Raw genomic sequence first — 16,962 nt, 5'->3', positions numbered from 1 at the left:
GTTCTCCTTCGGCCCTGGCAATGGGCTGGGCGCAAATTCATTTGTTTTCTCAAACGGCCATCTGCGACACTTGGGTCCAAAATGCCCGCAGCAAAACAACTAGCGGGCAGATGAGGCGTCACACTTAACCAAAATCAATTGAATTCGGGATTTCAGGTCGCCCTGCGGCGGGATGACGCCCGTACGGATTCACGTTTCCGCGAACTCCGTTGACTTTTGTCAAGGCGGCACCGCCCCCGTTTGCCGCACATTCCGACCTGCCTCACCACGCATATGGAGAGTGATCATGTCACTTGGAATCAGCTACAACAAAACCGGACGCGCCCTGGGGGCTGGTCTGGCAATGCTGCTTGGCACTGTCGCCGCGCCAGCATTCGCACAAGAGCCAACCCTGAGCGAAGAAGCCTTCGAAAGCTCGAAGCAGCTTTACTTCGAACAATGCGCGGGCTGCCACGGCGTTCTGCGCAAAGGTGCCACCGGTAAAAACCTTGAACCCCATTGGAAAAAGACCGCCGCAGACGGCACTGTCACCGAAGGTGGCACACTGAAGCTGGGGCAGGAACGCCTTGAGAAAATCATCGCCTGGGGTACCGAAGGCGGGATGAACAACTTCTCGGACATCATGACCGAGCAGGAAATCAAGGACATGGCGACGTACATCATGATGGACGCGCCGAAACCGCCCGAGATGTCCCTCGAGCAAATGAAACAGACCCGCAAGGTCTATGTCGAAGAAGCCGACTACCCGACCGAGCCTTTGCATGGCCGCAACTGGGAGAACTTCTTTGTCGTCATCGAACGTGACGTAGGCAAGGTGGCCGTGATTGACGGCGACACCAAGGAAGTACTGGCGCACATCCCGACCGGCTATGCCGTGCACGTGCTCAAGGCCTCCGAGCACCACAAGCTGGAAGAGCCGGAAAACCCTGGCCGCTTCTGGTACACCATGGGCCGCGACGGCAAGATGACCAAGATCGACCTCTGGCAGACGCCGGACAAGATGCTGGTTTCGGAAGTCAAGATTGCCTATGACGCGCGCGATGTCGCCGTGTCCGGTGACGGCAAATACGTCATCGGTGGGGGCTACTGGCCGCCGCACTTCGCGATTGTCGATGCTCAAACCATGGAACCGCTGAAAGTCGTCTCGACCCGCGGCACCAACGTCGATGGCGAATACGTCGAGGAAAGCCGTGTGGCTGCCATCTACACCACCCCGAACGAACCGACCTGGATCGTCGCGGTGAAAGAGCTGGGCCAACTGTGGCAAGTGGACTATTCCGACCTCGACAACCTGCGGATCGACAAGATCAACTCGGCCAAATTCCTGCACGACGGGTTCTTTGACCCGACAGGCCGGTACTTCCAGATCGCCGCGAACGCGTCTAACAAAATGGTTGTCGTCGACACCCAGACGCACAAGCTCGAAGCAATGATCGACACCGCAGCCCTGCCGCACCCCGGCCCGGGCGCCAACTGGGAAGACCCGAACTGCGGCCCGGTGGCCGGTACGACCCACCTGGGCGTCGGCACCGTGACCGTCTGGGGCAACGACCCGGAAGGCCATGCCGACAACGCTTGGAAGATCTGCTACGAAGTGGAAACAGACGGCCCCGGCCTGTTTGTCCGGACCCACCCGAACTCCAAGTACGTGTGGGCTGACCAGACCAAACACCCCGAGCCTGAAATCCAGCAGTCGGTGCAGGTCATTGACAAGGCGACCGGTGAGATTGTGAAAACGATCCAGATCACCGAGGACGAAGGCAACGCCGCGGTTCACTTCGAGTTCAACAAAGACGGCACCGAAGTTTGGGTCTCCAAGTGGAACCTGGCCGACTCGAAAGAACCGAACGGTCAGATCGTGATCTTCGACGCGGAAACGCTGGAAGAGATCGGGCGGATCGATGGACTGTATGCCCCGACCGGCAAGTTCAACGTCTACAACCGTTCGAACCACGTCACCTGATGTGACAGGAACTGCCATGGAAGGGGCGGGCAGATCGCCCGCCCCTTCCTCGTTCCCGGGCACGCGTGACCCAACTGTCACACAGGCCCGCGACCAAACAGCCAAAGCAACCGGCCTCTCACCCAAGGCCAGACAACAAAGCCAATACGGAGTCTGGACATGAACCAGCCCACGGACACGGAAAAGAAAAAACCGATCTGGCGCCGGTATTTCCTTTGGGGAATGCCCTTGGCCGGTATCGCCGGTGCATTTGTCGCCGGTATCGTCTTCTGGGGCGGTTTCAACACCGCAATGGAAGCCACAAACACCAAGGATTTTTGCATCTCGTGCCACGAGATGGAGAATTTCGTCTATCAGGAATATCAGGGCACGATCCATGACGTGAACCGCTCGGGCGTGGGCGCGGTCTGCTCCGATTGCCACGTTCCCAAGGATTGGACCCACAAGATCATCCGCAAGATCAAGGCCTCAAAAGAGCTTTACGGAAAGATGGTCGGCACCATCAACACCCGAGAGAAGTTCGAGGCCAAGCGCGTGCATCTGGCCATGAACGAGTGGGAGCGGATGAAATCCAGCGATTCGCGCGAATGCCGGAACTGTCACGATTTCGAATCGATGATGCCCGAATTCCAGCGTCCCCGCGCTCGTCAACAACACCTGAACGCGATGAAAGTGGGTCAGACCTGCATCGACTGTCACAAGGGTATCGCTCACTCGGACGCCCGCGAACGCGCGGATGAAGAGTATCTGGAAAAACTCGAAACGCCGAATCCGGATTTCATCCGTGAGATTCCGGAAGAATACCTGGCAAGCCTCGCACGAATCGAAGCCAAGGAAGCCGCCGAGGCCGAAGCAGCAAACGCCGCCAAGAAGGCGCAGCAGGAAGCCGTACAAGCCCAGATTGCCGCTGCGGTCGAATCGGCGGTCGCCGAAGAGCGTGCCAAGGCCAACGGCAGCACAACCGAGGCCTCGACCGCTGGTGGTGGCGACGATGTCGCTTCCAACATCGACTGGAACTCGGTCGCTGCGACGGACATGAAACTGTTCTACCCTGGCCAAGCCTCGTTCGAATGGGTTCAGAACGGCAAGACCCACGGCGGCGCGCGTCCGCTAACCAAGGGCGGCGATCAATGCTCGACCTGCCACGCCAAGGAACTGGACACGATCGGCAACAAGATTGTCGCAGGCGGAGATCTGGAACCGACCCCGATTCCGGGCAAGCGCGGCGTGATCGATGCAACCGTTCAGGCGGCGCATGACGACGAAAATCTGTACATTCGCCTGCAATGGTCGGATGCGGGCCATAACCCTGCCCCGTTTGTCGACGGCGGCAAGATGGACCCCGACAACCAGATCAAGGTCGCCATGATGATCACCGGAACCGGAATTGAAATGGGCGATCAGGTGGGGTGCTGGGCCTCTTGCCACGCCGACAACACCTATATGCCCTTCGATCCGGGCGCGGATGGCGTGGCGGCAAACGGTGACGTCACCGCGCGGCTAACCGCCCAGAACACGGTCACTAAATACCTCAGCGAAAGCCGCACCGACATCGAAATCCGGGGTCGTGGGGATAAACCGCTGGGCGGTTGGGACAAGCTGAAGGCCGAGGCAGAGATCGAACAGTATCTCAAGGACGGCACCTTCCTCGACCTGTTGCGTGTCTATGCCGACGGCAGTTCCTCAAATGGCTATCTGCTGGAGCAACGGGTCGTGAACGACGGCGAAATGGCCGCCTCGGCCAGCCTGTCGGGTGGTATCTGGACCGTGGTCTTTACCCGGCCGCTCGACAGCGGTGCCCCCGGCGACGTACCACTGGTTCCGGGTCAGACCTACACGGTCGGCTTTGCGATTCACGACGACTTTGCCGCTGCCCGCTTCCACCACGTCACGCTGAACACCAGCCTCGCATTGGATGATGACAGCGCGACCATTAATGTGGTGAAACAGTAAGTGCTTGCAGGGGCCGGACAACTCCGGCCCCTGTTCTTTCCGGAAAGGAGATCTGACAGATGCATGCCAAACACCTTCTTCCCGCCACCCTGCTGTCGCTTGCGGCAGCTTTTCCCGTTTTTGCCGCCGACGAAGACACGGCTGCAATCTGCGCCGAAGCCGAAGAGCGCTATGTCGAACTGTTCGGACAGCCCTCGGATACGGTCGAGGATGCCGAGATCGTATTGATGTACAAATACAATTTCTGCCCCGCGCAACTGACCGTCAAAACGGGAACAACGGTGCGCTGGGTAAATGTCGACAAGCGCACCAGTCACAGCGTGCTGCTGAAAGACGGAAGCGTGCCGGAAACCGACCGGATATTCCCCGAAGAAACCGTCGAGCTGACCTTTATCACCCCCGGCCCGCAGGACTACCTGTGCGGCCCGCATTGGGAAACGCAGAACATGATCGGAATGGTCACGGTCGAACCCTGAACCAAGGCGACAATTCGGGCATGATCAAGGGGCGCGAGAGCAATTCTCGCGCTCCTTAACTTATGTCAAGGCGACTCCTTTTGCCATCGGCCAGTCTGCGACCATGGAACGCCAGGAATCCCCAGCCACACTCCCGTTTTCACTCGCTTTTTTGCGCGCGGACGGACTGTGTTCCGAGGGTCGGCGTCTGCGGAAGTTCAGGACAAGTGAGTTTGCAAATGAGCGGTAAGGTATTTCTGATCGGAGCCGGCCCGGGCGACCCTGAATTGATGACCCTGCGCGCGCTGCGGATGCTGCGCGAAGCCGATGTCGTTGTCTATGACCGCCTGGTTTCGCCCGAAATCCTCGCCATGAGCCCCGAGGGCGCGAGCATGATCCCGGTCGGCAAGGCCCCCAAATGCCATACCGTGCCGCAGGAGCAGATCAACGAGATACTGCTTGAACAGGCCCGCGCCGGACATACGGTAGCCCGCCTGAAGGGCGGCGACCCGGTGATTTTCGGCCGCGGTTCCGAAGAGGCCGCCTATCTGACGGCTCATGACATCGCGGTCGAATACGCGCCCGGCATCACCGCCGCTCAGGGCGCCTCCTGCTCGACCGGCGTGCCGCTCACCCATCGCGGGTTGGCGACCTCGGTGCAATATGTCACCGGTCACCGTCAGGCCGACAAGGTTCTCGACCTCGACTGGAAACGGCTGGCCGATCCGTCGACCACGCTCGTGATCTACATGGGTGTTGCCAATATCGGCCAGATCGCAATGGGCCTGATGACCGAGAACCTGCCCGGTTCGACCCCGGTTCTGGCCGTGGGCCGCGCCACCACGCCGGACGAGCGGCGCCTGGTGTCGCGCCTCGACCGCATCGCAACGGATGTTCGCGAAGCCCAACTGACCGCCCCTACTCTTTTCATCATCGGCAAGGTGGTGTCACTCTACGACGAGCGTCCCGTTGCCGACCTTATCGAACAGGCAACTGCCAATGCCTAGCTTCATGCAAATGCCGTCCGCCACACCCGGGCGGATCGGTTTTTCCTTTCGCGCCACGCTGACCACACTGGCGCTGGTCGCGACCTCGGCTATTGCCGCCGACGCACTCGACCCGAACGCCCTGAAACGTCTGGTGCATCAGGATTGCGGCTCGTGCCACGGCCTGTCGCTCAAGGGAGGGCTTGGCCCTGATCTGCGCTCCGAGACACTGCAACACTATGATCTGGACATTCTGACCGGCGTCATCCTCGACGGTATTCCGGATACGGCCATGCCCCCCTGGCGTCCGTTGATGACTCAGGAAGAGGCCGAGTGGATCGCCCGTTACCTGCTGGAACCGGAGGGACAATGAAACGGATTGCATTCGGCCTGCTGGCCACGCTGATGATGAGCACTGCACAGGCCGAACCAATGGCCACCGGCGATCTCGGCCTCGTGATCGAACGTGCGACCGGCTCGGTCCTCCTGGTCGACCAGTCCGATCGCGCCGCATTGGCACGGATCGAAGGCCTGGGCGATCTCAGCCATGCCTCGCTGGTCTATTCACCCGATGAACGGTTCGCCTATGTTTTCGGCCGCGATGGTGGGCTGACCAAGGTCGACATAGTCACCCGCCAGATCGTGAACCGCGTCGTACAGGCGGGCAACGCCATCGGCGGAGCCATTTCGGATGACGGCAAACTGGTGGCCGTGTCCAACTACGAACCCGGTGGTGTGCGCGTGTTCGACGCCGACACGCTGGACATGGTCGCGGATATTCCCACCGACAGCAAAACCATCGGTCTGGTCGACGCGCCGGGCCGCCGCTTCGTGTTCACCATGTGGGACACGGGCGAAACATGGATTGCCGATTTCGCAAAGGGCGCGCCGGACATCACAAGGATCGCCGACATGGGCAAAAATCCTTATGACGCGCTGATCACCGCCAATGGCCGCACTTATATCACCGGTCTTTTTGGCGAGGACGGTCTGACCGCGCTTGACCTGTGGTCGGACAATCCCGAACCGATCCGCGTCCTGCCGGGCTATGGTCGTGGTCAAGAAGAAATGCCGGTCTACAAGATGCCCCACCTCGAAGGCTGGGCGCTGACGGGGCGCGAGTTCGTCCTGCCTGCTGTCGGCCATCACGAAGTTCTTTGGGTCGATGCCGACACTCTGACCGAGACCGGGCGCACCAAGACCCACGGCCAGCCCGTCTTTGCCATGGCCCGGCCCGATGGCCGTCAGGTCTGGGTCAACTTTGCCCACCCCCTGAACGATACGATTCAGGTGATCGACACCGTCACCAAGGAAATCATTCACGAATTCAAACCCGGCCCGGCGGTGCTGCACATGGAGTTCACACCACGTGGGCACGAGGTGTGGATCAGTGTCAGAGATGCCGGAAAGGTCATGATTTACGACACGCAAACATTTGAAAAATTGCGCGAAATCGAGGCGGACAGCCCCTCGGGCATTTTCTTTACTGCCCGCGCGCACAGAACGGGGCTTTGACGCCATGTGCCACATTACCGATCCGATCGACCGAAGCCTGCTGGATGATTTCCAGCGCGATTTTCCGGTGACCGAGCGACCGTTTCAGGTACTCGCCGACACGCTGAGTCTGCCCGAGAACGAGGTGATCGACCGTCTGGCCCGGATGCGCGCCGCAGGGCGCATCACCCGTGTCGGCGCAACAATTGCGCCAGGTACCGTTTCGGCCAGCACTCTCGCCGCTGTCGCCGCCCCCGAAGGCCGATTGGAACAGGTCGCCGCCATGATCGACGCCGAACCGGGGGTCAATCACAACTATCAGCGCGAAGACAAATGGAACCTCTGGTTTGTCGCCACCGGACCCGACCGGCAGCACGTCGACGAGACGTTGGCGCGGATCGGTGACCGCACCGGCCTGCGGGTTCTCGACCTGCGGCTGGTCCGTCCGTTCAACGTCGATCTCGGCTTCAGGATGGCGGAAAAGACGCCCCGTGTGCCAGTGGCACGCAAGATCGACCGTTCGGTGATGCAGACCGGCGATCTGGACCTTCTTCAGGCGCTGAGCACCGGCTTGCCTCTGGTCGCCACACCCTATGCCACACTCGCCCGCTCCCTGGGTCGCGACGCGGACGACGTCATGCAGCGGATCGCGATCCTGCATGAGGCTGGTATCGTTTCGCGGCTGGGCATCATTGTCCGGCACCGCGCTCTGGGCTGGTCCTCGAACGCGATGGTCGTATGGGATCTCCCTGCCGAACAGATCGACAGCGCAGGCCCGGCATTGGCCGCCCATCCCGGCGTGACGCTGTGTTACGAACGCCGCCCGGTTGAAAAAGTCTGGCCCTACCGCCTCTATTCGATGATCCACGCCCGCTCCCGTCCCGAGGCCCGTGACGTGCTGGCCGGTGCTACCGAATTGCCCGAACTCTCCGGCGCGCGGCACAAGGTTCTGTTCTCGACCCGCTGTTTCAAGCAGACCGGTGCGCTGATCAAGGCCAGGGAGGTCGCGGCATGACGCCTCTCGACGCCATCGACCGTGCGATCCTGAACCGGATGCAGGACGACCTGCCGCTGGTGCCCCATCCCTATGCCGCCGTGGCCGAGGAACTGGGGATCGGTGAAAGCGACCTGCTTGACCGGCTTGCGCGGCTGAAAGACGATCGGGTGATCACCCGCTTCGGCCCGTTCTTCGATGCTGCCGCCATGGGTGGCGCGTTCTGCCTGTGCGCCATGGCGGTGCCGGAACAGGAATTCGAAACGGTCCTGACCAAAGTCAATGCCCACCCCGAGGTTGCCCATAATTATGAGCGCACGCACCGGCTGAACATGTGGTTCGTGCTGGCCACCGAAACGCCCGAGGGGATCGAGGCCACCGCCGATGCCATCGAAAGGGAAACCGGGGTGCAAGTCCTCCGCTTCCCCAAACTGCAAGAATTCTTCATCGGGTTCCGGGTGGCGGCATGATCGACGCAACAGACAGACAGATCATCGAAGCGATGCAGGGCGGCCTGCCCCTGACCCACGCCCCGTTCACCCGGATCGCAGCGCAGATCGGCCTTGCCGAATCTGAGCTGTTGCAGCGTATCGCCGAAATGAAAGACAGCGGCGTGATCCGCCGCATCGCCGCCGCCCCAAACCACTACAAGCTGGGAATGACTGCCAACGGAATGACGGTCTGGAATGTCGATGACAGCCGCATTGCCGAACTTGGCGCCCGTATCGGTGCCCTGCCCTATGTCACCCATTGCTATGAACGCCCCCGGGCCCTGCCGGAATGGCCCTACAACCTGTTTGCCATGGTCCATGGCGAAAACCGCGACGAGGTCGAGGCCCAGCGCGCCGACATCGCCGCGATCCTTGGTGATGCCTGTCAAGGTCACGATATCCTCTACTCCACGCGCATCCTGAAAAAGACCGGGCTGCGCCTGAAACAGAAAGGCTGAAGCCCCCATGTTCCGCCTGACCGAATACATGAAGCAACTTGTCGAACCGACACCGGTTCGCAAACGCCGCCCCGGCCCTGTCAAACCGGTGGTGATCTGGAACCTGACCCGCCGCTGCAACCTGAAATGCCGTCACTGCTATACCGTGTCTGCGGACGTGAATTTCCCCGGCGAACTCAGCCACGAACAGGCCATGTCGACGCTCGAGGATATCGGCCAGTTCCGCGTTCCCGCCCTGATCCTGTCTGGTGGCGAGCCGCTGGACCGCTTTGATTTCTTCGATATCGCCACCCGCGCCCGCGAACTGGTGCCGATGCTGGCGCTCTCGACCAACGGCACCAGGATCCACGGCGAAACAGCCGACCGGATCGCCGATGTCGGGTTCAGCTATGTCGGCATATCCCTCGATGGGATCGGCGCCACCAACGACTGGTTCCGCGGCGTCGAAGGCGCTTTTGCCGACGCTCTGCGCGGCGTGCGCGAATGCAAGAAGCGCGGCATCAAGGTGGGGTTGCGTTTCTGCCTGACCGAAGGCACCCAGCATCACCTGCCCGACCTGATCCAGCTTTGCGACGACGAGGGCGTTGACAAGTTCTATCTCAGCCACCTGGTCTATGCCGGGCGCGGTGACAAGAACCGTGGCGAGGACGCCCAGCGCCTGCGTACCCGACACGCGATGGACCTGCTGCTGGATCGCGCCTGGGTCGCCGTCGCCGAAGAAGCGCCGCTGGACATCGTGACCGGCAACAACGATGCCGACGCGGGGTATTTCCTCGACTGGGTGTGCCGCAATTTCGACGAGGCCAAGGCAGCGCATGTGCGCGAGCATCTGGCGGCCTGGGGCGGCAACTCCAGCGGTCTGGGCGTCGCCAATATCGACAACCTTGGCCGGGTGCACCCTGACACCTACTGGTCCGACTACACCGTGGGCAACGTCAAGACGACGCCGTTCTCGGAACTGTGGACCGGCAATGACCCGATGCTGGCCCTTCTTCGCACCCGCCCCCGTCCGCTGAAGGGGCGCTGCGGCGCGTGCAGGCTGCAGGATGTCTGTGGCGGCAACACCCGTATCCGCGCCCTGCAACTGACCGGCGATCCCTGGGCCGAAGACCCGGCCTGCTATCTGGACGATGCCGAGATCGGCGTAAAAAGCGCCGAACGGCTCGAAGTCACGCCTTTCCGGGGCAAAAGCCACGACCCGGCACACCAGTTCTTCTGAACTGACGGGTTGCCTGCCTCGAAAGGGGTAAAGAAGGAACGCGAACATGCGGAATTGGAACAAACGGACGGGCCTTGCGGCCCTGCTGCTCGGGACAGTGATGGCCCTGCCCTTGGGCGCCGACCCGGCGAAGAACTATGCCGACTATTGCGCCGAATGCCACGGCGCCGGGCGTCTGGGCGGTGTTGGCCCGGCCCTGATCCCCGAAACGCTGAAACGGATGCGCGGGCCTCATGTGGCCGCCGTGATCGCCGACGGGCGCATCGCCACGCAGATGCCTGCTTTCGCCGAGCAACTGGATACGGCTCAAATCGGGGAACTGGCGGACTGGCTGAAATCCCCGCTGGCATCCACACCCGAATGGGGCGAGGCGGATATCATGGCCAGCCGAACGCTGGACGAAGACTATGTCGCCGTTGATGCTCCGGTCTGGAACAGCGACCCGATGAATATCACTCTGGTCGTCGAAACCGGCGATCACCATGTGTCCGTTCTGGACGGCGATACATTCGAGGTGCTCGACAGGTTCGAAACCCCCTTTGCCGTGCATGGTGGCCCGAAATTCAGCCCCGACGGGCGCTATGTCTTCATCATGTCCCGTGATGGCTGGGTTCAGAAATACGACATCTGGGCACTCAAACAGGTGGGGCGCGTGCGCGCCGGCGTGAACAGCCGCAACATCGCCATGTCAAGCGATGGCAAATGGGTTGCCATCGCCAACTATCTGCCCAACTCGCTGACGCTTCTGTCGACCGAGGATCTGTCGGTTGCCAAGGTGGTTGAGATCAAAAGCAAGAAAGGCAAGCCCAGCCGGGTCTCTGCCGTCTATCAGGCTCCGCCACGTGAAAGCTTTGTGCTGGCGCTCAAGGACGTACCCGAGATCTGGGAAGTGTTCTATGGTGCCAACCCGCCGCAATTCGGTCTGGGGCACGATTTCCGCATCGAAGGTCAGGTCAAGAACCCCGATCCCTTCCCGGTGCGCAAAATCACCACGCCCGACTATCTGGACGATTTCTTTTTCGACCAGACCTATGAATACGTGATGGGCGCGTCGCGCGACGGTAAAGGCGGCCAGGTAATCGACCTGGTGATAGGGCACAAGATTGCGGATCTCGATCTGCCCGGCATGCCGCACCTTGGGTCAGGCATCACCTGGTCACGCAACGGCAAAACCGTCATGGCGACACCGCACCTGACCGATGGCGTGGTGTCGGTAATCGACATGGAGAATTGGCAAACAATCAAGCGGATTGAAACCGAAGGCCCCGGATTCTTCATGCGCGGGCACGAAAATTCACCTTATGTCTGGACCGACGTGTTCTTTGGCCCGAACAAGGACGCGATGCACGTGATCGACAAGCAAAGCCTCGAGATCGTCAAAACCCTGCGCCCTGCACCCGGCAAAACGGTGGCCCACGTGGAATTCACCAAGGACGGCCGCCACGCTCTGGTGTCGATCTGGGAAGACGACGGCGCTGTGATCGTCTATGACGCCAATACTCTGGAAGAGGTCAAACGCCTGCCGATGCGCAAACCCTCGGGAAAATACAATGTCTGGAACAAAATCACCTTCTCCGAAGGCACCAGCCACTGACGGACGCTGGCCGGTATGGAAGCTGGCCTTGCTGCTTTATCCGGCCTCTGCGCTGACTGTCGCGATCAACCTGTTTCTGGTCGGGCTGATCGCGCATGGTCTGGGCTTTCCGGCCATCAGCCCGGTCTCGGCAATCCTGTGGTCCATCCCGTTGGGGGTTCCCGCTACCTGGCTTGCTGGGCGCTGGCTGCGCGGGCTGATGGACGAGGCCGACGGAGACGTCAACTAGCCGCCGCAGCAGAACGGAACAGCTTGAGCGGCCTGCCTGCGATTGACAGGAAAACAGCTGATACCGCCACACCGGCAAGTGCAGGCAGGTACAGCAGCCCCCAAAGTTCGGGCCGAGCGATCACCATCGGCGCCACAAAACCCCGAACACCTTCGAGTATCACCAGTATGGTGAACGCGCCCAAAATTTGCGGCCAAAGACCAAATCGGGAAAACCCGCCCAGCATCAGGGTGGAATACCCAACCAAAGACACCGCAATGCAGATGAACGTCCACGAAAGCCGCTGATGCAACTCTTCGGTAATCTCACCTTGGGTATAGTCCTCGACCTCGGCCATTGCCTCCGGCCCACGCAGCAGATCCAGCGTCGGCACCGCCTGCAGGCTGCGTTTCAACCCCATCCCGTCATCGGCCAGTGATGAAATGTCATAGGTCGCATCCTCGAACAGCGTCGTCGACATCGTGCGGTTGCCCGCATGATACCGCAATGCCATGCCGTCGAGCATGACTAGGTTGATGCCATCCTTGCCCCGAACCAGATAGGCCTCGGCCCCGGAATAGGTCACAGGCACCTGTGGGTCGCGCCGATCGGACAGATACACATCCTTCAGCGTTCCATCCAGCTCGATCTGTCCAATATAGACCGTCACCCCGTCGGATGGGTGCAGGAATTCACCTTCGTTCAACAGCTGTGCCGTGACATCACCGGCCACCTCTTCCTGACGCTGTTCAAGCTGCAGTATGGACGCCGGGCGCAAATAGATGCTGATGGCTCCCATCATCAACCCGGTAATCACTCCGAACCAGAGAACGGGTCGGGCCAGCCGCCACGGGCTGAACCCGGTCGCCAGCATGACCGTCAACTCGCTTTCCCGGCTTAACCGGTTGGTCGCGTATACAGCCGAGGCAAATACCGCCATCGGCATGACCGTGCGGATCAATGTTGGCAGCGACAGTGCCGTAAACTCCAGAAACACCATGGCCGACTGGCCGCCGCTGATCACCTTGTCAAACAGGCTGACCGAACGGGTAATCCAGAACACACCGACCAGAACCAGCGTGAAAAACCCGAACAGCACCAGCAGCTGCCGCAGGTAGTATCCATCAAAACGCGACATCTGACTCCATCGGGCCTCTCATAGTTGCGACGACATTATTGCAATCGCACGGCATAGAAAACAGCGATTGAGCCTGGCTCACCAGAACCGGACAATCTGTCTTCAAACCGACCAGGCAACCGGCCAATTCAAGCCAATGCGCCACATCGCCCGGCATTCGTATTCATTTATGGGAACTGGCAGGGGCAGCAGGGTTCGAACCCGCGACCTACGGTTTTGGAGACCGTCGCTCTACCAACTGAGCTATACCCCTGTGGTGAGCAACCAGATATGCCACCGACGCGGAGGACTCAAGAGGCTTTTTCACATTCCTTGCCGATTGCAGACAGGGACAAACAAGTTGCGTCACGCGTCAGGTCGGGTAAACCGTTCCCGGCCCGAACGGAGGACCCGACAGGTGAGTTTGCGCAAGAAAATCGCCGATAGCGAAACAGTGCTGAACTGGCTGGCCCGGCGCATTGCCGGATATATCCGCATGGTGCACCGCAACACCAAATGGCAGCGGATCGGCTATGATGAACTTGATCAACTGGCCGCTCAGGGCGAGCCGGTCATCGTGGTGCTCTGGCACCAGCGGCTGGCCCAGTCGCCGTATTTCTTCCCGCTCGACAAGGGGCGCATCTGTTCGATCACCTCCGCAGCCCGCGCCGGCAGCATGGTCGGGCGTGTGCAAAAGCTCTTCGGAATGGACACCATCGCCATGTCCAGCCACAAACGCCACGTGGCGCTCTCGCGCGAGGTGCTGGGCAGGATGAAGGAAGGCGTCTCAATCGGTATCGCCGCCGACGGCCCGCGCGGCCCCGAACGCATCGCCTCAACCGTGCCCCTGATCTGGGCGCGCACATCTGGAAAACGGATCTTCGGCATTACCTATTCCGCCCGCTACGGGCGCGAGGCCGGAACATGGGACCGCCTGCTGATGCCGCGACCCTGGCGGAACGAAGGCGTTTTCCTGTGCCGGGAATGGACCGAGGGCGTGCCGCGCAAAGCGACCGAAGACCAGATCGAAGCGCTGCGCCAAAGCCTGGAACAGCACATGAACGATATCACCGCCGAAGCCGACAGGATGGTTGGAAGAGAGCCCTGGACCCCCGCACCCGAAGGGTGACGGATATTTTCCCGGGGTGTTGCGCCGGATGGCACCCGGCTTGTTCAGCCAGATGCCCAATCAAGGTTCGATTTGCGCGACCTTCAATGAAGCCTGTTCACCCGGCTCTGCATCTTGGCGCAACGTTCGAAAGAGCGGTAAACGGCCCAGAAAATCGTGGTGGGCTGGGTCTTGTTCAGAAACGGCATCCGACTCACTCCGATAACACAGGAATGTGATGAGTATTGACCTGACGTCACTTTCCGTCTGTGAACCAGATCACACTTGGATATCTCGTCGTTCCTTTGTCGCCCCTCTCTATCCACATCATTCCGGAAGCGGGACAGGATCATCCGCCAGGGTGCGCAAATAGGCAATGACCGCAATCCGGTTCTTGCGATCCCGAACCGTACCAAAATATTTCGCGGTTCCCGGAACGCTCCCCTGAACATCCGCCAGATACACGTTCAGGGCCTCGAAATCCCACACGCCGGTCATCCCCGCCATGGCATCGGAATAGGCCATTCCGGGGTCCGACGCCTTCGGCGCACCGACCATGTTCCAAAGTGACCCCGCACGCCTGCCGAAACCGCCGGGTTCGAAACTGTGGCAGGGGCTGCAGTTCTGAGCTTCGGATTCACCCAGTTCAAGATCGGCGCCAGTCAGCTCTGCCGCCGTGACCGGCTCCGGTGTCCACGGCTCGAACCCGCGCTCACGAAGGAGCGCCACAACACCGTCATGCCCCCTGCTGGCCGCGAAATGTATTGCCGGCTCTTCACCCCGAAAATCCGTCCGCCCGTTCACATCCGCGCCGGCATCAAGCAGCATCCCCACGATCTCCGTCGATCCGCCATAAGCCGCCTCGTGAAGGGGCCGCGTCATGTTTTCACCGCCGATGAGGTTCGGGTTCGCCCCGGCCTCAAGCAACAGTTTGACAATGTCCTGCCGTCCCCGCCGGGCCGCGATATGCAACGCACCACCGCGGCGGGTCAACTTGTCCACATCGGCACCATGCGCGATCAACACCGCGACGGCATCCGGGTGACCACGATCGGCGGCAAAGAAAAGCGGCGTGGGGCCACCTTGGGTTCGGGCGAGATTCGGGTCTGTTCCCGCCTCGAGACCCCCCCGCAACTCCGCCACATCCCCCACCTTCGCAGCATCATGAATCGGGTCTGCCGAGGCAGGCGGCAAAAGCATCAGGGTCGATACCAAACCAGCGACCAGCACCCCTCCTTGCCAAGCTGTCATCCGATCACCCCCAAACCGAAAACAATACGTCACTATAGAGGCATGTCATTCAAAAATGGAATTCGGGGTGAATTTGCACACTTGTCTAGGTCTGTAGAGAAGGAAAATGCCTTTCAGCTTCAGACCTCATCGAACGCGATTGGGGCGATGCGTCGCTCTGAGGCATCCTTGTCTTTCCACGCTGATACGGCGAAGTAGTGGCCGACTACCGAGTTCAATCCGAAAGAATGATCGACGTTATGACCAAGAAGGTTTTGATCATAGGAGGCACAGGTGTATTTGGAAAACGCTTGGTGCGCCATCTTGCTTCCTGTGACAAGCTCGAACTGCACGTCTCTTCCCGTAGCATCAACAGCGCCAAAAGCTTTGTCGACACACTGACAAATCAGGGCGGTCCGGTTCATCCGGTCCAGTTGGATACGCACACCAATTTCCGCCAAACATTGGAGGACCTACGTCCGTTCATTGTGGTGGATTGCTCCGGCCCATTTCAGGGTTCCGGTTATGATTGTGCTCGAACAGTTCTGCAAGCGGGCGCACACTATGTGGATCTGTCTGATGCCCGGGATTTTTTGGCCGGTTTTTCCCATTGTCTCGATCCTATTGCCCGGGAAAGTAGCGTAGCCGCATTGGCGGGCGCAAGCTCGTCCCCGACGCTTTCGACATGCGTGGTGAAAGATGTTACCGACGGTTGGAAACGCATCGACAGTATAGACATTTGCATCACTCCGGGAGGCAGAAGCGAGGTTGGTCGTTCTGTAATCGAAGCGATACTAAGCTATGCTGGCAAAAGCGTTCCTCTCTGGGACGACGGGCACCTTAGATCAGTACCTGGCTGGCAGAACTCCCGGCGTGTAGAGGTGCCCGAGTTGGGATTCCGACGGGTAGCTCCGGTTGAAACATATGATGCAGAATATCTCGGAGAGAAATTCAATGTTCAATCTCGAGTGTCCTTTTCTGCCGGATTGGAATCAAGAATCGAACAGAGAGGCATTGAGGCTGTCGCGTTCCTGCGCAGCCACAGGTTGCTGAAGTCTCTGAAGTTTCTAGTGCCGATCTTGTTAAGCGCGCGAAAAATCACGCGAATTCCGACGTCGAGTTCTGGCGGAATGATGGTAAAGGTCTCTGGCTCGGACGCTGATGGTATTGCAACCGGGTTAACATGGTCTTTGGTGGCGCATCAGGATCATGGGCCATTCATTCCAATTCTGCCCGCCGCCGCAGCAGTCAAGAAACTTCTCAATAACGAAGTTGCGCCTGGAGCGAGGTTCGCTCACTCCGCCGTTCAGCTATCCGATATTGTGAGAGAAATGTGCACGTATGATATCAAGACGATGATATCTTTTGATAGAATGAACTCCTGATCCCTAATTCTCTTTCCAACAGGAAAGAGCGCTGTCCCTCGGCGCAGCTCAAAAAAGGCCGCCCACTGTGGGACGGCCTTTTTAGTTCAACCGAGTGGGCTCTCATTGCTCTTTCAGAGCAACTGCCGCCCACCTGTCGGCAAAGCCGACTTACTCGATGATTTTCGACACGCTATTCCGGTGCGTCTCGGGATTATTGAATTCAAACAAAAAGGGCGCCCCGAGGGGCGCCCTTTCTTTGGATATTCGCTGGTGCGGATTATTCAATAATCTTCGACACGACGCCGGCACCGACGGTGCGGCCGCC

16 protein-coding genes and 1 tRNA gene are annotated in these 16,962 nt (G+C 60.0%); 14 read left to right on the top strand and 3 right to left on the bottom strand.

Annotated features, from left to right (window positions below):
• Positions 1 to 286 precede the first annotated feature (286 nt).
• The 12 genes from AC2FLX_RS15920 (at position 287) to AC2FLX_RS15865 (ending at position 11,836) form a co-directional block, all read left to right on the top strand.
• Positions 287 to 1,963 carry a cytochrome D1 domain-containing protein gene (locus AC2FLX_RS15920; protein WP_496811340.1) on the top strand — a complete coding sequence of 559 codons (1,677 nt, stop codon included), beginning with the start codon at positions 287 to 289 and terminating at the stop codon, positions 1,961 to 1,963.
• A gap of 159 nt (positions 1,964 to 2,122) precedes the next feature.
• Positions 2,123 to 3,916 carry a NapC/NirT family cytochrome c gene (locus AC2FLX_RS15915; RefSeq protein ID WP_496811339.1) on the top strand — a complete coding sequence of 598 codons (1,794 nt, stop codon included), beginning with the start codon at positions 2,123 to 2,125 and terminating at the stop codon, positions 3,914 to 3,916.
• Between the two features lie 59 nt (positions 3,917 to 3,975).
• Positions 3,976 to 4,392, top strand: a complete 417-nt coding sequence (locus AC2FLX_RS15910) for a cupredoxin domain-containing protein (RefSeq protein WP_496811338.1) — start codon at positions 3,976 to 3,978, stop codon at positions 4,390 to 4,392.
• 218 nt (positions 4,393 to 4,610) lie between these two features.
• Positions 4,611 to 5,378 carry a uroporphyrinogen-III C-methyltransferase gene (gene cobA, locus AC2FLX_RS15905; protein WP_480748066.1) on the top strand — a complete coding sequence of 256 codons (768 nt, stop codon included), beginning with the start codon at positions 4,611 to 4,613 and terminating at the stop codon, positions 5,376 to 5,378.
• A complete protein-coding gene (locus AC2FLX_RS15900; RefSeq protein WP_480748067.1) occupies positions 5,371 to 5,730 on the top strand; it encodes a c-type cytochrome in 360 nt (119 codons plus the stop codon). The genes cobA and AC2FLX_RS15900 overlap by 8 nt, the downstream gene beginning before the upstream one ends.
• Complete coding sequence (locus tag AC2FLX_RS15895; protein ID WP_480748069.1) at positions 5,727 to 6,872, top strand: cytochrome D1 domain-containing protein; 1,146 nt, start codon at positions 5,727 to 5,729, stop codon at positions 6,870 to 6,872. Before AC2FLX_RS15900 ends, AC2FLX_RS15895 begins: the two co-directional genes overlap by 4 nt.
• 4 nt (positions 6,873 to 6,876) lie before the next feature.
• Positions 6,877 to 7,866 (top strand): siroheme decarboxylase subunit beta, encoded by a 990-nt coding sequence (ahbB, locus tag AC2FLX_RS15890; protein ID WP_480748070.1) that lies wholly within the window; start codon positions 6,877 to 6,879, stop codon positions 7,864 to 7,866.
• Positions 7,863 to 8,315 carry an Lrp/AsnC family transcriptional regulator gene (locus AC2FLX_RS15885; protein ID WP_480748071.1) on the top strand — a complete coding sequence of 151 codons (453 nt, stop codon included), beginning with the start codon at positions 7,863 to 7,865 and terminating at the stop codon, positions 8,313 to 8,315. Before ahbB (AC2FLX_RS15890) ends, AC2FLX_RS15885 begins: the two co-directional genes overlap by 4 nt.
• Positions 8,312 to 8,794: a siroheme decarboxylase subunit beta gene (gene ahbB / locus AC2FLX_RS15880; RefSeq protein ID WP_480748072.1), complete on the top strand. Its 483-nt coding sequence runs from the start codon at positions 8,312 to 8,314 to the stop codon at positions 8,792 to 8,794. Before AC2FLX_RS15885 ends, ahbB (AC2FLX_RS15880) begins: the two co-directional genes overlap by 4 nt.
• Before the next feature lie 7 nt (positions 8,795 to 8,801).
• The gene (nirJ, locus tag AC2FLX_RS15875; protein ID WP_496811337.1) at positions 8,802 to 10,013 is read left to right on the top strand and encodes a heme d1 biosynthesis radical SAM protein NirJ; all 1,212 of its coding nucleotides are present in this window, start codon (positions 8,802 to 8,804) and stop codon (positions 10,011 to 10,013) included.
• A gap of 46 nt (positions 10,014 to 10,059) precedes the next feature.
• Positions 10,060 to 11,607 (top strand): cytochrome D1 domain-containing protein, encoded by a 1,548-nt coding sequence (locus AC2FLX_RS15870; protein WP_480748074.1) that lies wholly within the window; start codon positions 10,060 to 10,062, stop codon positions 11,605 to 11,607.
• Positions 11,564 to 11,836: a hypothetical protein gene (locus AC2FLX_RS15865; RefSeq protein ID WP_480748075.1), complete on the top strand. Its 273-nt coding sequence runs from the start codon at positions 11,564 to 11,566 to the stop codon at positions 11,834 to 11,836. Before AC2FLX_RS15870 ends, AC2FLX_RS15865 begins: the two co-directional genes overlap by 44 nt.
• Here AC2FLX_RS15865 and lptF read toward each other — a convergent pair.
• Positions 11,829 to 12,953 carry an LPS export ABC transporter permease LptF gene (gene lptF, locus AC2FLX_RS15860; protein WP_496745061.1) on the bottom strand — a complete coding sequence of 375 codons (1,125 nt, stop codon included), beginning with the start codon at positions 12,951 to 12,953 and terminating at the stop codon, positions 11,829 to 11,831. The genes AC2FLX_RS15865 and lptF overlap by 8 nt on opposite strands.
• 177 nt (positions 12,954 to 13,130) lie before the next feature.
• A tRNA-Trp gene (locus tag AC2FLX_RS15855) sits at positions 13,131 to 13,206 on the bottom strand.
• Positions 13,207 to 13,350: 144 nt separating this feature from the next.
• On the opposite strand from AC2FLX_RS15855, the gene AC2FLX_RS15850 reads away from it, so the two are divergent.
• On the top strand, positions 13,351 to 14,061 hold the full coding sequence (locus AC2FLX_RS15850; protein ID WP_496875470.1) for a lysophospholipid acyltransferase family protein: 711 nt from the start codon (positions 13,351 to 13,353) through the stop codon (positions 14,059 to 14,061).
• Between the two features lie 306 nt (positions 14,062 to 14,367).
• Here AC2FLX_RS15850 and AC2FLX_RS15845 read toward each other — a convergent pair whose 3' ends face one another.
• Entirely contained in the window at positions 14,368 to 15,291 is a 924-nt protein-coding gene (locus AC2FLX_RS15845; protein ID WP_496811474.1) for an ankyrin repeat domain-containing protein, read from the bottom strand.
• A 239-nt stretch (positions 15,292 to 15,530) separates the two neighbouring features.
• Between AC2FLX_RS15845 and AC2FLX_RS15840 the strand changes: the two genes are divergently transcribed.
• Entirely contained in the window at positions 15,531 to 16,655 is a 1,125-nt protein-coding gene (locus AC2FLX_RS15840) for a saccharopine dehydrogenase family protein (protein WP_496811475.1), read from the top strand.
• Positions 16,656 to 16,962: the final 307 nt, after the last annotated feature.

The organism is Ruegeria sp. YKSF57 (assembly GCF_059612585.1).
This window is presented reverse-complemented; position numbering and strand designations above follow the sequence as displayed.

Bases quoted from the DNA above. Each gene is read 5' to 3' on its own strand.
- AC2FLX_RS15895 (WP_480748069.1), top strand. From the start codon at position 5,727: ATGAAACGGATTGCATTCGGCCTGCTGGCCACGCTGATGATGAGCACT.
- AC2FLX_RS15900 (WP_480748067.1), top strand. From the start codon at position 5,371: ATGCCTAGCTTCATGCAAATGCCGTCCGCCACACCCGGGCGGATCGGT.
- cobA (WP_480748066.1), top strand. From the start codon at position 4,611: ATGAGCGGTAAGGTATTTCTGATCGGAGCCGGCCCGGGCGACCCTGAA.
- AC2FLX_RS15885 (WP_480748071.1), top strand. From the start codon at position 7,863: ATGACGCCTCTCGACGCCATCGACCGTGCGATCCTGAACCGGATGCAG.
- AC2FLX_RS15920 (WP_496811340.1), top strand. From the start codon at position 287: ATGTCACTTGGAATCAGCTACAACAAAACCGGACGCGCCCTGGGGGCT.
- AC2FLX_RS15910 (WP_496811338.1), top strand. From the start codon at position 3,976: ATGCATGCCAAACACCTTCTTCCCGCCACCCTGCTGTCGCTTGCGGCA.
- nirJ (WP_496811337.1), top strand. From the start codon at position 8,802: ATGTTCCGCCTGACCGAATACATGAAGCAACTTGTCGAACCGACACCG.
- AC2FLX_RS15915 (WP_496811339.1), top strand. From the start codon at position 2,123: ATGAACCAGCCCACGGACACGGAAAAGAAAAAACCGATCTGGCGCCGG.
- AC2FLX_RS15865 (WP_480748075.1), top strand. From the start codon at position 11,564: ATGTCTGGAACAAAATCACCTTCTCCGAAGGCACCAGCCACTGACGGA.
- AC2FLX_RS15870 (WP_480748074.1), top strand. From the start codon at position 10,060: ATGCGGAATTGGAACAAACGGACGGGCCTTGCGGCCCTGCTGCTCGGG.
- AC2FLX_RS15845 (WP_496811474.1), bottom strand. From the start codon at position 15,291: ATGACAGCTTGGCAAGGAGGGGTGCTGGTCGCTGGTTTGGTATCGACC.
- lptF (WP_496745061.1), bottom strand. From the start codon at position 12,953: ATGTCGCGTTTTGATGGATACTACCTGCGGCAGCTGCTGGTGCTGTTC.
- AC2FLX_RS15840 (WP_496811475.1), top strand. From the start codon at position 15,531: ATGACCAAGAAGGTTTTGATCATAGGAGGCACAGGTGTATTTGGAAAA.
- ahbB (WP_480748070.1), top strand. From the start codon at position 6,877: ATGTGCCACATTACCGATCCGATCGACCGAAGCCTGCTGGATGATTTC.
- ahbB (WP_480748072.1), top strand. From the start codon at position 8,312: ATGATCGACGCAACAGACAGACAGATCATCGAAGCGATGCAGGGCGGC.